11 protein-coding genes are annotated in these 14,938 nt (G+C 57.6%); 3 read left to right on the plus strand and 8 right to left on the minus strand.

Features of this window, described 5'->3' with window-relative positions; genetic code table 11:
* The first annotated feature begins 290 nt into the window (after nucleotides 1-290).
* Nucleotides 291-1,889 carry an alpha/beta-hydrolase family protein gene (locus MK208_RS19775; protein WP_294119390.1) on the plus strand — a complete coding sequence of 533 codons (1,599 nt, stop codon included), beginning with the start codon at nucleotides 291-293 and terminating at the stop codon, nucleotides 1,887-1,889.
* Nucleotides 1,890-1,912: 23 nt separating this feature from the next.
* On the opposite strand, the gene MK208_RS19780 is transcribed toward MK208_RS19775, so the two are convergent.
* Together MK208_RS19780 and MK208_RS19785 are read right to left on the minus strand one after the other, a co-directional pair.
* On the minus strand, nucleotides 1,913-2,503 hold the full coding sequence (locus MK208_RS19780; RefSeq protein WP_294119392.1) for a DUF1629 domain-containing protein: 591 nt from the start codon (nucleotides 2,501-2,503) through the stop codon (nucleotides 1,913-1,915).
* Nucleotides 2,504-2,607: 104 nt separating this feature from the next.
* Nucleotides 2,608-5,619: a cyclic nucleotide-binding domain-containing protein gene (locus tag MK208_RS19785; protein WP_294119393.1), complete on the minus strand. Its 3,012-nt coding sequence runs from the start codon at nucleotides 5,617-5,619 to the stop codon at nucleotides 2,608-2,610.
* 232 nt (nucleotides 5,620-5,851) lie between these two features.
* On the opposite strand from MK208_RS19785, the gene MK208_RS19790 reads away from it, so the two are divergent.
* The gene (locus MK208_RS19790; RefSeq protein WP_294119394.1) at nucleotides 5,852-6,235 is read left to right on the plus strand and encodes a DUF3307 domain-containing protein; all 384 of its coding nucleotides are present in this window, start codon (nucleotides 5,852-5,854) and stop codon (nucleotides 6,233-6,235) included.
* Nucleotides 6,236-6,238: 3 nt separating this feature from the next.
* Here the strand turns inward: MK208_RS19790 and MK208_RS19795 are convergent, their stop codons facing one another.
* The 6 genes from MK208_RS19795 to lepA form a co-directional block, all read right to left on the minus strand.
* Complete coding sequence (locus tag MK208_RS19795) at nucleotides 6,239-7,018, minus strand: MaoC family dehydratase (protein WP_294119395.1); 780 nt, start codon at nucleotides 7,016-7,018, stop codon at nucleotides 6,239-6,241.
* Nucleotides 7,005-8,219 (minus strand): beta-ketoacyl-[acyl-carrier-protein] synthase family protein, encoded by a 1,215-nt coding sequence (locus tag MK208_RS19800; RefSeq protein WP_294119397.1) that lies wholly within the window; start codon nucleotides 8,217-8,219, stop codon nucleotides 7,005-7,007. Before MK208_RS19800 ends, MK208_RS19795 begins: the two co-directional genes overlap by 14 nt.
* On the minus strand, nucleotides 8,216-8,485 hold the full coding sequence (locus tag MK208_RS19805) for a phosphopantetheine-binding protein (RefSeq protein ID WP_294119398.1): 270 nt from the start codon (nucleotides 8,483-8,485) through the stop codon (nucleotides 8,216-8,218). The genes MK208_RS19800 and MK208_RS19805 overlap by 4 nt, the downstream gene beginning before the upstream one ends.
* A 181-nt stretch (nucleotides 8,486-8,666) precedes the next feature.
* Entirely contained in the window at nucleotides 8,667-9,059 is a 393-nt protein-coding gene (locus MK208_RS19810) for a rhodanese-like domain-containing protein (protein ID WP_294119399.1), read from the minus strand.
* A 1,234-nt stretch (nucleotides 9,060-10,293) separates the two neighbouring features.
* The gene (locus tag MK208_RS19815) at nucleotides 10,294-11,292 is read right to left on the minus strand and encodes a hypothetical protein (RefSeq protein ID WP_294119400.1); all 999 of its coding nucleotides are present in this window, start codon (nucleotides 11,290-11,292) and stop codon (nucleotides 10,294-10,296) included.
* Nucleotides 11,293-11,655: 363 nt separating this feature from the next.
* A complete protein-coding gene (gene lepA, locus MK208_RS19820; protein ID WP_294119402.1) occupies nucleotides 11,656-13,458 on the minus strand; it encodes a translation elongation factor 4 in 1,803 nt (600 codons plus the stop codon).
* A 419-nt stretch (nucleotides 13,459-13,877) separates the two neighbouring features.
* Between lepA and MK208_RS19825 the strand changes: the two genes are divergently transcribed.
* Nucleotides 13,878-14,888 carry a hypothetical protein gene (locus MK208_RS19825; RefSeq protein WP_294119403.1) on the plus strand — a complete coding sequence of 337 codons (1,011 nt, stop codon included), beginning with the start codon at nucleotides 13,878-13,880 and terminating at the stop codon, nucleotides 14,886-14,888.
* Nucleotides 14,889-14,938: the final 50 nt, after the last annotated feature.

Consider the following 14,938-nt stretch of genomic DNA (forward strand, 5'->3'; position numbering starts at 1 on the left):
GCGACTGTTTCACGGAGGTGCAGAGAAAGAAGGACAATGAGACTGTCGTTTCCAATAGGTGAAGAGACAGGTCGTCCCTCCTGGCGTGAGGCAACACCCCACGCAGATGTGGTACAGTCATCGACCAATTTGCCTCCTCAGCCGCGAAGACGCTTTTGTTTGGAGAAAGAGAGATTAGTCTGCTCGGGATACCACACCTAAAGGACACTGCTTTGACCTGGCTGCGCCGTTGGATTTTTCGTTTTTCGCTCCGCAGCTTTTTGCTGGGGCTTGCGTTCTTTGCCGCCTCTATGACGCCCTCCCTTATTCCCAGAGGCGCGGTGGAACAGGGTATTCTGGGGGGCGTGATCATTGCGATTGGATATCTGCTGGGGCAGTCCCTCAGCCTGATCTGGCAAGCGGCGGATTTACCGCGCCTTAGCGGCCGCATTGGCACTGTCTTTGATACCCTTCTGACACTTGCCGTGATTGCGCTGACGATCTGGATCTTGGTCTACAGTTTGGAATGGCACAACGAACTGCGCGGTAAGATGGATATGGAGGCGGTGGAAGGGCGACACCTGGCCCGCCTGATCACGCTCACATCGCTGACCTTTCTGGGGCTTTATGCGGTGGGGGCATTGGTGGCCGCGCTGTTCCGTTGGGTGCGGGCGAAGTTCTATCGCATCATGCCGCCGCGCCGCGCCAATGTGCTGGGTGTGGTGACTGTCTTTGCCATTCTGTTTGTTGTCACACGGGACGGGATTTTTGACCGGGTCGTGGCTTCCTTGGATCAGAGCTATGAGGCGGCGCAGGAGTTGTTTGACGTGGCCCCGCCCCTACCCCCTCATGCGCATCAATCTGGCTCCACCGCGTCGCTGATTGATTGGGCCGCCATGGGGCAGCCCGGTCGGGACTTTGTTTTGACCGGCCCCACTGCCAAAGCGATTTCCGCCTTTACCGGCCAGCCCGCCAAAGAACCGCTGCGGGTCTATGTCGGGCGTGCCAATGGCGAGACCCCCAGAGAGCGCGCAGAGCTGGCTTTGGCGGAGCTGATCCGCGTTAAGGCGTTTGAACGCGAGGTGCTGATTGTCACCAGCCCAACCGGCACCGGGTGGATGGATCCGGGCTCCCATGATCCGGTGGAGTATATGCACAATGGCGACATCGCCACGGTGAGTGTGCAGTACTCCTATTTGCAGTCGCCGCTGGCACTGATTTTGGAAACCCGCACCGGGCTGGATCAGGCGACAGCGTTGTTGGAAGTGGTGCATGAGTATTGGGAGACCTTGCCCAAAGACACGCGGCCCCGGCTGTATGCCCATGGGCTCAGCCTTGGAGCCTGGTCGTCGATGTATGCCACCAACCTGTTCCGCCTGCTGGATGATCCGATCAACGGTGCGTTTTGGGCCGGGCCGCCGTTCCCCTCCCGTTTCTGGCAGACCATTCAGAACGCGCGCAACTCGGACAGCCCCTGGGTGTTGCCGGAGTTGGGCACAGGCTCTCTGGTGCGCTATGCCAACCATTTCCACGATGCCTCCGAAGCCCCCGGCCCCTGGGGGCGGATGCGGATTGCCTTTTTGCAGTACTCCAGCGATCCGATTGTGTTTTACGATCCGTTCTCGCTATTTCGAGCACCGGAATGGATGAACGATCCGCCTGCCGAGGATGTCTCCCGCCATCTGGTGTTCATTCCGATTGTCACCCAGTTCCAGTTGGCGTTGGATATGGCGCTGTCCTTTGGCGCACCGCCCGGCCACGGCCATGCCTACTATGCGCGGGATTACATTTCACCTTGGGCCGAAGTCACGGCGCCGGCGGGATGGACCCGCGCAGACACAAAGCGGCTACGCGCACATTGTGACCTTGGGGTTGGGCTTGGATGCCGCAATGAGATCGGAGCAAAGTAACGCGTGGAAAAGGGGGGCACCTGTCAGCGCGCCACCAACTTACATGCACGCCAGCCAAAACAGCGCAGGCTTAGGTCCGCCTGTCGCAGCGCAGTGCGGAGCCGGTCTGAGAAAAAGAGTCGACTCTCAATCTGGGGGTCGATCCAGACGTCAACATCGGGAATGCACGCTTCATCCAAGGCAAGAAACTTCCCCTTTTCGGGAAACATATCCCATGTGGTACCGTGACCAAGTAAGTCCAGTATGCCCTTTGATTTTTCGGGCACCAGTGCCCTCACGGCGTTGCGAACATCCCAAATATAGAGGTCATCGGGGCGCTGTGTTACTTGGTCAAACTCATAGAGCTTAATTGGGTAAAAAGATGTGTCGCCAAGGTCGAACCGCTCCAAGACCGCCTTCATATGTCCAGACACGATTGGAATGCCCAAATGCACCGTAAATGCATCGGGGAGGTTATCGCGCTTCTTTCTTGGCTCATCTTTGTAGCGCCAGAAAGAAAACAACGGCAACACCTCAGCACTCAACGCACCTCGCCCCAAACTAAAAAAATTGCGCCGAAAATCCACAAAGACATTTGTCCAATCCAAGGATTCAGGCTCATGATCCGTCGGCATTTGAAAGTAGATGTTCCTCACGTTACGTGAGTCATATAGCAGAAGTGACTCCCAGACTTTCGGATGTGTCACGATACCCTACCATTCCCGCCTGACCGTGCCGATCAGGCGTCTTCAGTTTCACTGTTGCTTTGCTTTGGCGCGCCGACATAGCCGGAGACCGCTTGCAGGATGCGGAAGGCGGTGGAGGCGTCGTTTTCGACCACCGCCATAAACTCGCTTTCGCCCAAGCGCAGCATTTCCAGATCGGATTTGGCATACATGTCCAGCGCGCGCTTTTCCTTGCGGATCAGGGCCAGTTCGCCCACCAGCGTGCCCGCCCCCGCCTCGGCCACAACATGGGATTGGCCGTCCGGCGTGCGATAGCCCAGACCGGCCTCACCTTCGAGGATCAGATAGGCGCCATCAGAGGGATCATCCCCCATATGGAAGACGTACTCGCCCGCCGGGGCGCTGTGCCATTGCGCGCCAAAGGCCAAGAGACGCATTTGGCGGCGGGACAGCCCGTTGAACATATCGGCCGAAGCCAGCGCGCGCATTTTGCGGCGCAGGTCGGCGCTGGCGGCGTTATCTGTGTCGTCCACCGCAGCCACACCGCTGTCTTTCAGACGGCCGTGTTCCAGCTCCAACACCAGATCAAAGCTGTCGGCGTCCTCAAACTCTTCCTCCAGATAGAGGAAGGTTGTGTTGGGCAGCAGTTCGCGCAGGTTGGCGATGGTATGAGCGGCCTGGCCTTCCTCATAGTTGGCAAGACAGCGGTTGAGGATCATCACATCGGGCTTTTTGATCGCCGCGCGGCTGATGGCGAGCGGTTCGGCAAAGGCAGAGGGCAGCCCTGCGCCGCCAATGCCGGTGGGCACGGCAAACAGCAGCTCGGCCACCTCTTGTTTCATCCCGGCTTCTGCCAGTGTTTGCGCAACGATGTCGCGAATTTGCTCGGCACGGGGGCCCGCAGAGGCGGCAAGTTTGCCAAAGATCGCGTTTTCCAGCACCGTCAGGCCGGGAGCGTAGCGGTCTTCGCGCAGGGGGGCAAAATAGACGGCGGTCCATTCTGACAGCTTTTGCGCCTCGGAATGGCGCAGTTCTAAAATGGATTGCTTGAGCTCATCGCTAAAGCCCGCGCCGATGCGTTCTGCCGACACAAGAAGCGGCAGCGAGATCATCTGCTCCAGCTCTTCTTGTGTCATATTGGCCAGCCGCACATCACGGCTCTTGGCAAATAGCTCCACATTGCGGGTGAAGTCATCCGGATCAAAACCAAGCTGCTGGAACAGCGGGTGGTCGGTGCCGTCCACGCCAAAGGTCTGGTTCAGCATTTCCACCACTTCGCGGCTCATGCGCAGGATGCTCTCTTCGATGCCCAGCTCTTGCAGCAGTTTCAGGAACTCGCTGATGCGCTCTTCGCGGCCATCGGTGATCATCTGCCGCGGGGTGGCAAAGAACAGGTTGGCGGCCACAGGCAGGGCCGGGTTGTACTGCTCGCGGTCAAAGCGGAAGTAGGATTTGGTGAGGCCTGCCTTGTCCAGCGCCGCGCGGATTTGCGGGCGCAGATCGACAAGAGTTTGCGCCAATTCCGGGTGGTCGCTCTCAGCAAAGGGTTGGTCCAGACCTTTGCGGAACAGGGCATTGCCCGCGCCGGTGGCGTCCATGACTTTCACCCACCAGGCGTGCACATCGTCTTCGTTGGTCAGATCACCAAGCGCTGGATTGACCCAATCCGAGAACAGACGATCGGCGCTGTTACCGGTGCGGCTGGATTCATAGGCGCGTTTTTTCTCTTCCGCCTCGCCCATGGGGTCGGGAAGATCGGAGAGCGGTTTTTGCTTGAGCGGCATCAGCACGTTGTCGCCAAAGGTGCCTTCAAACACGTAGGGCGACGGGTCGGCGTAGCCCACGCGGGTGGCGATCACGCGTTGGTGCAGGTCGTTGAGTTTGACGTCGCCAATGGAGAGCGAGCCGCTCAAAGGCGTGATCTCACGTGTGAACAGCTCGGCCACGGCCCGGCGCTCTTCGGCGTCTTGCGAGCGGATGCCGATCACTGCGCCTTGGCGCACGGTTGTGGAGATGTTTTCCAACACGCTGTCGCCATCGTGGTCACGGACGTAGACGTCTTTGAGAACGATGTCGCCGGTCAGGCGTGGGATGTCGTCGGGCTCATTGTCGATCAGCTCTTCATCCACCATACCGGATGGGCCAAAACGATCGCCGATCAAGTGCCACCGCAGGGACAGATCGGCAACGCGGTTGTAGTAGTTCAGCAGTTCTTTCCACGGCGAAGACAGGTCTTTGTACGCCGCCAAAGCCGCGACAAGCGCGCCGAGGGTGACTTGACCGCGGATCACAAGAAGGCCGCCCACGAGGTAAAAGAAGAACGGCGTCAGCTGGGTGATGAAGTTGTTGAGGAACTTCATGAAGAACTTCTTCTTGTAGATCGACAGGCGGATCAGGAAGAGCGTTCCCAGACGGCGGGTGATTTGCGATAGGCGGAAGCGCCAGCCGCCGTTGCCGCGCAGCTCGGGCGTGCCGGTGGCGGTTTCGCCAATTTCAGCGGCGAGATGACGGACCTGCACAATGCGGTCTTTGTTCAAGAGGTTGATCTGACGTTGCAGCTTGGGAATGAGCCAGGCCTGCAAGGGGATCAGCGCGATTGCCGCGAGGCCAAACCAGACGTTTTGCAGAAACAGGAAGGTCAGGATGGTGAGCATTTGCCCGGCCTGCATCACCGGCAGGCTGATTGCGTCGCCCATCATGCCGCCAAGCGGTTCGGCCTCGGCTGTGACCATGCTGACCATTTCGCCTTGAGAGGTGCGGCGCAGGTAGGGCTGCGGGAAGCGGGTGATGCGGGAAATCAGCGTGTAGCGATAGCGGCGCAGCATACGTTCCGAGAGCACTCCTTTCATGGTGTTGATGCGCATTTTCATCAGGCCGTGGAACAAGACCGCCAGCAGAAACAAAACACTGAGCATGATCAGGTAGTTTTCCTGCGTCATCTCCCAATTGAGCACGTCGATGTAGGAGGTGTCCGCATCAATCGCGTCGTTGATGATGCGTTTGGGCAGCTCCAAGGTCAGGAACTGCAACGGAAAAAGACAGACCGTCAGGACCAGAAGCACCATCTGGTCACGTTTTGAATACTTCCAGATGAAGGCAAATAATGAGCGTTCGATACCGTCTACTCCCGGTTTGCAGCGCGGGGTCCGCGCCGTCCCATTCGGCAAATGCTACCAACCGAAGTGGGGCCTGTTCAAACGGATTCTTAATCGAAGTTTGCTAGAGTGAAAACAGAGGTTTGCTGTTCCTTGATTCTACCGCTAGTCTCTTTTCAGAACTTAGGATGGGGCGAGGTCTATGGACCAGATCACGACAGTGTTGTTGCTGGTCGCGGCACTTCAGATCAAACACTTGGTGGCGGATTTTTTCCTGCAGAACGCTAAGATGATCATGGGCCGCGAGAAATACTGGCATATGGGGCGCGCGCAGCACGCGGGCATCCATGCGGTTTTCTCGATCCTTGTTCTGGCCGTGTTTGGTGCCAGCCCAATGCTGATTTTCTGGATGGTGCTGGTGGAGTTCATTGTGCATTTCCACATTGACTGGGCCAAGGCGCGCTATTCGATGAACCGCAACCTGACCCCGGATCAACCGCTTTACTGGTACGCGATGGGCACCGATCAGGCGCTGCATCAACTGACCTATCTGGTGATGATCTGGGCCTATTACGCCTGTCAGTGAGGGTTAGGCGGCGGTGAAAATGTCCACGATGGCGTGGATGTCTTGTGTTTCGCTGACCACAAACACCCGCGATTTTGTTTTTGATGTTTGCGAAACGACCACCTGAACCGAGGTATTGACCAACGCGGGCGACAAGAAGCGGGCGCGGAGGTCTTGGATTTGGGTGTTGGGACTGGTCTGCGCAAAAGCCATCTCCGCCAAGGCACACAGCAACATGCCCGGCGCAATCACATCCTTGAAACCGGCCGCTTGTGCGGCGGCTTTGTCTACGTGCAGCGGATTTGGATCGTGCGCCAATGTGGTGTAGCGCGCGATATGGGTTGCGGCGAGCGGCAATGTCGCAAAGGTTTGTGCCCCCTGCCCCAGCATGTTGGTCTGAAGCTCGGGTGCGGACAGGGCGCGGATTGCCTCTGGCGTCAGAAAGCGGACGCGGGTTTCAAGCGCAGCCTCTGTGTCCTCAATCTGAAAGCCCAGGCGCGCCGATCTGGCGTCGGCTTGAGTGGACACCAAAACACTTGCCCCCGCTGACAAGGATTGGTTGGATATCCCAGTGATCCGTTGGCTTTCATGAACAGCAAACGTGCCGGCTTGTGCAGTGAGGTTGCCCCGAACCTCCGCAAGCGCGGGATCGCCCAGCAAGAAGGCGGCGCGGGTTGAGAGCCGAATGGCTTTGGCAGGAAGCTTTAGGAGCTCAGCGGTCAACTCGGACAAAGCTGCGCTGTCGCTCTCGGCCACACCGGTTGCCAACTGCCGCAGGTCTGCGCCCATCTCAATTTGGGGCATAGGCCCTGGCAATCAAGGTTGCGTTGATGCCACCAAACGCCAGCGAGTTGGACATAACGGCACCCAACGGTTTGGGCTTGGCCACATTGGCAACCGGATCAAGGCCGATCTTGGGGTCGACCTCGGTGAAGTTGATAGTCGGCGGCACCGATTGACGTTGCAACGCGCCGATGGCGACGATCATTTCCAAAGCGCCCGCCGCGCCAAGCCCGTGGCCGTGGATGGGCTTGGTGGAGGAGACATCCAGCCCGTCTAGATCATCACCAAACACGTCGCGCAGCGCCGTCACCTCGTTCACGTCATTGGCCACCGTGCCGGTGCCATGGGCGTTCACATAGCCGACGTCCGAAGGCGTCAGGCTCGCGGACTTGAGCGCAATGCGCATACAGGCGGCAGCGCGGTTGGGATCGGGGCGCAAGAGATCACCGGCGTCGGAGTTGGTGCCAAAGCCAACCAGTTCACACAAGATAGCCGCCCCGCGTGCCTCAGCGCTTTCCAGGCTTTCCAGCACCAGAACCCCCGCGCCTTCGCCAAGGATCATGCCATTGCGGTCTTTGCTGAACGGGCGGTTCACATCCGCCGTCATCACCCGAAGCAGCTCCCAGACTCGAAACACGCCGCTTTCCAGACAGGCTTCCGAACCGCCAGCTAGGCAGCGATCCACTTGGCCAGAGGCGATCATCTGATAGCCCATACCAATGGACTGGCTGCCCGACGAACAGGCGGTGGCGAGGCACAGCGCCGGACCGGTTGCGCCAAACTCCATGGAGACCCAGCTGGCGGCGGCGTTGTTCATGATTTTGGGCACAGACATGGGATCCAAGCGCATCGACCCCTCTCGCCCAAACTTCATATAATTGACATTGAGTGTCTGCCCGCCACCAAACCCAGACCCAATCGAGACACCACAAGCCTCGCCAAAATGCGTCTCAGACAGGCCAGCCTGCGCTACGGCCTCACGTGCAGCAGATAATGCGTATTCCACCACAGGTTCGCGCATGCGGTGCGGCTTTTCCCCCAACACCTCCGCCAGATCAGTCTCAGACAAACGCGCAGCCGTTTTAACCCGTTGCGCATCCAGATCGTCAAATGAAATAGGTTTGACACCGGAGCGCCCCGTCTGCGTGGCCTCAATCAATTTGGCCGCGCCAAGACCGCAGGCGGAAACGGCGCCGAGGCCGGTGACGACGACGCGGCTCACGCCTCTGCGGCCTGATGCGCTTCGATTTTGGAGATCGCGAGGTTTAACAGATCCTGCACCGTCACAACGTCGGTCAGCTCATTGTCCACTGAGACATAAGCGCCGTATTTTTCCTCAATTGCCATGAGGATCATCACAAAGTCCGCGGACTGAATGTCCAGCTCCTCAAGCGGTCTTTCTGGTGTGATTTCAGAAGGTTCCACCATGCCTTCCTGCGCGACCAGTTCGAGCAATTCTTTGGTCAGCGTCTCACGATTGGTGCTCATAGGTGTTCTTCCAGTTTGTAAAATCTTTGGTCAAAAGGCCCGCGCAAATCTGGCGAGCCCGTCAAGTTTAGGCGGCTAAAAGGGAATTTTCCAGACGGAAGTTTGCGCCAAATTTCACGTCGGTATTGCGTCGGTATCCGGGCGGTATCGCGACAGTGCAAAATTTGACGTCCACGTCAGCTCACATACCGGGGTCAACCGGCTCGATCACAGCGCCACCGCCCTCGACCCAGTCTTTGAATCCACCAAGATTGTACACTTCCTGATAGCCCATGTCCTTAAGCAGCTTGCCCGCCAGCGCAGCGCGGCCGCCGGAGGCGCAGTGCAAAATCACAGCGCGTTCAAACTGCAGCTCCGGGTCGTGGAACTGTGTCGCCGGGTCGGCGCGGAATTCGAGCATGCCCCGCGGGATGTGGTGGCTGCCCTCGGCGCGGCCATTGGCGGCCAACTCTGGCGCGTCGCGCACATCCAAAAGCAACGCCCCGGCGGCAACTTTGGCCTGCGCGTCAGCAGCGGAGATTTTCGGGACAACCGCATGGGCGGCTTGCAGAAGGTCGGCGGCGGTGGTCGGCATGGGGAACTCCTCTGATGTGTCTGCAATGAGGTTAGGCACAGCGACGCGCCCTGTTAAGAGGGGATCGCGCATCCGTGCGCCGAGATCAGAAAAGAAAGAAGGCGTCAGGTGATGGACGGCAGCGGGTCAAAACACGACCCATGCCCACGACCTGACGCCTTCGTTTTGAATGGCCCTCCAAGCAGGTTGCCCCACCCGTCACGCGCATTCATCTCGCGCTGTCCCTTTTGCGCGGCCTCATAGCGAGACCACAGGCCAGCCCCAAACGGGACCAGTCCCAACCCGCCCCAAAGATGGGGCAAGCCCATCCGGGCCAGTGCAGCGGGATCTGCTTGGCCTATCGCCACAAACGCAGCCCCTATGGAGCCCGCTTCTGGCAAGAGGACAATCACCTCCCCCCAAACCGATGATCAAAGCACCTTGCAGGTGAGGCGCACTGGGTTGTGCGATCCGTCCGCGTGGTGTTGTCCCTTCTTCCCATCGGCCACCGCTCAGGCGTGTGCCGCCTTCCTGCCTTAGGACCCCGCCGCCGTAGGATGAGGGCGGCCTGATCTCACAGGCATTTCGGCCAGCGATCCGTCGAATAGTCCAGCGTGGACGACGCGTTGTGGTGGGCCTCAAACGAGGCATCAAACGCGCCTTGCGAGGTCTGTTCCGGCTAGCCGTCCCTTCCCCGCGCCAGTCACTGGCGGGCATATGCCCTCTCCGGAAGACCTCAGCGTCCCGCGCCGGATCTTGCGATCCCTTGCGTTGACTTGATGGTGGGTCAGGAGGGCCGAGTCGGGCAAGAAAAAAGTGACAGTTTTACGAAAGCCGCTGGGGGTAAGCCATTGGGGAAGCTTGGGGATTTCCTGTGGATAAGCTGGGGATGGGTTGGGAAAGGTGTGCGTTGTGGGGGATTTGGGGAAGGATGGAATTTTGTGGCGGCGCCACGGGCGGAATTGGGTTTGGGCAGGTTGCGCGTGGCGGGGTGCACGCGTCTGTCGGGTGTTTTGAGGGTTGCGGCTCGCAACAAAGGGGAGCGCCTGACCCTGGGTGGGTGCTGAAAGCGCCCTCCCGTGGGGAGGGTCGGGCGCTGCCCGGATTGATCCGGTGGATCAATTCAGGCTTGAACGGACGGAGCCCAAAGGCGCTGCTTGTGCAAGACACAGGCTTTTAACCTGTAAAACAAGTTGCAGAAAGTGGGTGTATTAAAACCAATTCCGCTCCAATTTCACCACAAACCTAAACCGGTTCAATCGCCGACTAGTGGAGCAACGCTTACAGAGCTAAGCGGCAACGCGGTTACGGCAGATGTCCTGCGGTCCAATACTAGAAGAAAGTCTCTAGATTTGCCGATTATGGTCCTTTCCAATTTGACCGTCCCTCCATTTAAACTGACAGAAAGTTCTACTGGCGGCATCTCTTCAACCCTATACGCTCGCCAGCTCCCGGCGAAGAAAGGAAGAATTAGGACTGCCGCAAGAACCAGCCCGGAAAACACTCTTCCAAGAATTTGTTGCACGCGCTTAAGCCTTCGCAAATCCTTTAAAGACACCTCCCAGTTCGTCTCAACCTTCGGTCCAGTCGACTTAAACCTCCGACGTAAAAGCATCCAACCGTAGCGGAGAGCCTCATCTTCCGTCATTCCAATCGGTGGTCCATTGGCGCGAACTTTGTCCGAGAAGCGCAAATAACCCAAGTCGAGTTCTGTAGATTTTTTCTCGTACCAAGTTGGAGCTACCGCTTTCTCGATGTCGTACCAAAACCAGCCGAGAAAGCTCGCGATCACAATCGGCGCAATCCAAGCTGCACCGAAATAGAAGTACGAAAACACTACCAACCAAATCAAAACTTTTGTTGAGGTTTCAAACAATAGGTGCCGACGGAATCGACGTACCACGCTGCGTTTGAAAACCCCAATTGGTAAACTCAAAACCACTACGGCTGAAAAATAGTAAACAGCTACAGAAGCTGCAGAAGTTAACAAGATTATCGAACCAAGCTCGAAGAAAAAGCCGTAAAAAAAACGAGCGTCGACCATTTGCTCCAATGGACCGCCAATTGACCAGACGAAGCTCCAAAACAAAGCATTTGGAGCGGCAATGACGTAAAAATAGAGTGAAACTGTTTTATGGTTTTGCTTTGTCCATTCGACAAGCTTCGTGATTTGATCCAATTTCATCCCCTCAAAAACAAGAAACAGAAACGCAAAGCTGTCGGTGTTTGAATCGAGACCGCCAGCAACGGACAACAATTAGCCTACCCTCAAGTTTTCCGAAATATCATTAAGTAAGTTGAGCACATTATCACCCGGATCTCTGATCCGGATCGCGCCCGACCCCGCCCCCCAGGGCGGGTGCGATTTTGCAAAGGCTGCAACAGACGGGACGTGGAGGATGTGCGGACAGGGTTGTACCAAGTGGACTGCCGCCCTCGGGGTCGGGCGCGATCCTTGCGGGCGGTGGCCATGCGACTGAGGTTGGACAAAGAGAAAGGCCGCTCGGTTGAGCGGCCTTTGGAGGATTGGGGCAGGTGTTGTGTGCCTTAAGGACCGGGGTGCGCCCGCGAAGGCTTTGCCTTCGCTTCCGCGCACTCGCGCTCGAAACTGGACGACTTAGTCGTCCATTTTGAGCGCGCTAATAAATGCTTCCTGCGGGATGTCGACTTTCCCGAACTGGCGCATCTTTTTCTTACCGGCTTTCTGCTTGTCCAGAAGCTTGCGTTTTCGCGTGGCGTCGCCGCCGTAACACTTGGCCGTCACGTCTTTGCGCAGGGCTGACAATGTCTCGCGCGCGATGACTTTGCCGCCGATGGCCGCCTGAATTGGGATCTTGAACATGTGGCGCGGGATCAGGGTTTTGAGCTTTTCACACATCGCCCGGCCGCGCATTTCGGCGCGGTCGCGGTGCACCATCATGGAGAGCGCGTCGACCGGCTCGTCGTTCACCAGCACGGACATCTTCACGAGGTTGTCTTCGCGGTAGCCGGTCATCTGATAGTCAAAGGAGGCATAGCCTTTGGTCACCGATTTTAGGCGGTCGTAGAAGTCAAACACCACCTCGTTGAGCGGCAGGTCATAGACCGCCATCGCGCGGGTGCCGGCGTAGGTGAGGTCTTCCTGGATGCCGCGGCGGTCCTGGCAGAGTTTCAGCACGTCGCCGAGGTATTCGTCCGGCACAAGGATGGTGGCCTTGATGCGCGGCTCCTCGAGGTGGTCGACCTTGGACATGTCGGGCATGTCAGCAGGGTTGTGCAGCTCGATCATCTCGCCGTCTTTCATGTAGACGTGATAGATCACCGACGGCGCGGTGGTTATGAGCTCGATGTTGTACTCCCGCTCGATCCGGTCGCGGATCACTTCGAGGTGCAACAGGCCCAGGAAGCCGCAGCGGAAGCCAAAGCCCAGCGCGGCGGAGGTTTCCATTTCAAACGAGAAAGACGCGTCGTTCAGCGCCAGTTTGTCGATGGCGTCGCGCAGGTCTTCAAATTCCGAGCTATCCACCGGGAAGAGGCCACAGAAGACCACCGGCTGGGCTGGTTTGAAGCCCGGCAGCGCCTCTTCGGTGCCGTGGCGGTCGTTGGTGATGGTATCCCCGACGCGGGTGTCGCGCACCTGTTTGATCGAGGCGGTGAGGAAGCCGATCTCGCCAGGGCCCAAACTGTCGACCATCTGCATCTCCGGGCGGAAGACGCCGACGCGGTCCACATTGTGCAGCGTGCCGTTGGACATGAACTTGACGCGCTGGCCCTTTTTCAGGGTGCCGTCCATGATGCGCACCAGCACGATCACGCCCAAGTAAGCGTCATACCAGCTGTCCACCAGCATCGCCTTGAGCGGCGCGTCGATGTTGCCTTCGGGCGCGGGGAGTTCTTTCACGATGGCTTCGAGTGTTTCGTGGATGCCAACGCCGGTTTTGGCGGAGACCTGAATGGCGCCGGTGGCGTCGATGCCGATCACGTCTTCGATTTGTTCCGCAACGCGGTCACAATCGGACGCGGGCAGGTCGATCTTGTTGAGCACAGGCACCAGTTCGTGGTCGGCTTCGATGGCCTGATAAACGTTGGCAAGCGTCTGCGCCTCAACACCCTGGGTGCTGTCCACCACCAGGAGCGAGCCTTCGACCGCTTTCATCGAGCGGGAGACCTCATAGGCAAAGTCGACGTGACCGGGGGTGTCGATGAGGTTCAAGACATAGGTCTCGCCGTCATCGGCTTTGTAGTCGATGCGCACGGTGTTGGCTTTGATGGTGATGCCACGCTCGCGCTCGATGTCCATGCTGTCGAGCAGCTGTTCCTTCATGTCACGATCTTCCACCGTGCCCGTCTCTTGGATGAGGCGGTCAGCAAGGGTGGATTTACCGTGGTCGATGTGGGCCACGATGGAGAAATTGCGGATTTTGGACAGATCGGTGCTCATGTTGCGGGATATGAGGGGGAATCTTGCGTTGGTCAAGCAGCGCTGTAGGGTGCGGAGCGGGTTATTACTTGAATTTCGACTTGAGTGAGGCAGTTTTGTTAGAAATTAGCGCTTCGACCAAACTTATTATTGATGGCGTCTTTGAAGAGGCATTCAGAGAGGTCGAAGACGTTTTCGAAACGCTGTCGCACCATAGGTGCCAAGACGTCGTTGTAAGGGCAGGATTGAGGTCCTTTTTCGAACCAACTCTTCGATCGAGTCGTGACTTGAGTGCAGAGCAATTGAAGGTTTGCAGGGTTCTCGTTCGCTGCATAGCGTTGCTACGAGCCAAACCCATTGACCGAGGAGCATCAGCTAGGACAGTCTTTGAGCAAACACGCTTGGATGAGCTAGTTATAGCCGCCGGCTCCGGGTCACTCATGGTTGCTACTGCGCTAAAATCCGGTGACAGAACGGAGATGCTTGCCGCCATACAAGATTTAGCAGCAGGCTTTTCCAATGAGGCGAGGCAGCAACAATTTTCTGCTGCGATTGCTGTTTCTACAACTCAGAACGATGCATACAAAATCGTCGCGCAACATTGCGCCAACGAGACCGCGCGCGACTGCTTAGACGGCGACAAGGATATATTCAGAAAACCATTGTGGACTACCGACGACGCTTGGCGAAATCATATTCCAGAAAACTCGGCGTTTGAAACTTTCCAGCAAGGTGAAGCCTTCGAGTTTTGGCGCAGATGGTACCAAGGTTTTGTCATTGGTCGGCCACTTGATTGGGCGCTGCAAACTCAAGTGGCCTTGATTGACGACGCGGTTTGGGATGCTGGTGCCGAAGCGGTTGCAGCGGCTATTCGTGAGATCGAAGCAAATCTCGGCGGCCCAGCGCCTTTGGAAGAGAAGGCGCTGCGAGAACACGTAGGGCACTTTTTGACGAACCCAGTACTTTCGGCGGCAACCGCTCTCAATGGTGCGGAAACGATTGAGCGTGCAATTTCAGATTACTTGCGAGATGCCCCGGCGAACTGTTTGCCGGAGGATTTAAAACACCTTGAAGCGCTGCCACGGCACTTCAAAGCCATTGCGCGTGTGATTGGCAATAAAACCGACGAGGGCGAGAAAGAAAGCCTGCTTGTAGACGAGATTTCGATGCTGCATGCAAGAGTGACTGAACTGGAAGGGGAACTGGCCGTTGCCAAAAGCAAGGCATTGAAAGGGATCATTTCCCAAGAGGCCGCAAAGTCCTTTGGCAAAACGATTGGCAGCCCATTGTTCTGGAGCGGCGCGGCAGTGAGTGTGGGCTATTTCTTTGGTGTGGCTCCGAGCGATTTGACGTTGGAGAATTTCCGCAACTACGTGGCTGAGTTGTTGCGCGCTAACGCGGAAACTGCCCCACCGGCTCAGCCGCCGCTGCTATCCAGTATCGACGTTTGAGAGAAGATCGAGAGAGCTGCGCCCGACCCTAGGTGGGTGCAAAGCGCCCT

The sequence above is a fragment of the Shimia sp. genome, assembly GCF_022448905.1.
Classification (GTDB): domain Bacteria; phylum Pseudomonadota; class Alphaproteobacteria; order Rhodobacterales; family Rhodobacteraceae; genus Shimia.

Coding starts and splice junctions, on each gene's coding strand:
- MK208_RS19805 (WP_294119398.1), bottom strand. CDS start 8,485: ATGAGCACCAATCGTGAGACGCTGACCAAAGAATTGCTCGAACTGGTC.
- MK208_RS19785 (WP_294119393.1), bottom strand. CDS start 5,619: ATGGTGCTTCTGGTCCTGACGGTCTGTCTTTTTCCGTTGCAGTTCCTG.
- MK208_RS19775 (WP_294119390.1), top strand. CDS start 291: ATGACGCCCTCCCTTATTCCCAGAGGCGCGGTGGAACAGGGTATTCTG.
- MK208_RS19780 (WP_294119392.1), bottom strand. CDS start 2,503: ATGCCGACGGATCATGAGCCTGAATCCTTGGATTGGACAAATGTCTTT.
- MK208_RS19825 (WP_294119403.1), top strand. CDS start 13,878: ATGGTTGCTACTGCGCTAAAATCCGGTGACAGAACGGAGATGCTTGCC.
- lepA (WP_294119402.1), bottom strand. CDS start 13,458: ATGAGCACCGATCTGTCCAAAATCCGCAATTTCTCCATCGTGGCCCAC.
- MK208_RS19790 (WP_294119394.1), top strand. CDS start 5,852: ATGGACCAGATCACGACAGTGTTGTTGCTGGTCGCGGCACTTCAGATC.
- MK208_RS19810 (WP_294119399.1), bottom strand. CDS start 9,059: ATGCCGACCACCGCCGCCGACCTTCTGCAAGCCGCCCATGCGGTTGTC.
- MK208_RS19795 (WP_294119395.1), bottom strand. CDS start 7,018: ATGCCCCAAATTGAGATGGGCGCAGACCTGCGGCAGTTGGCAACCGGT.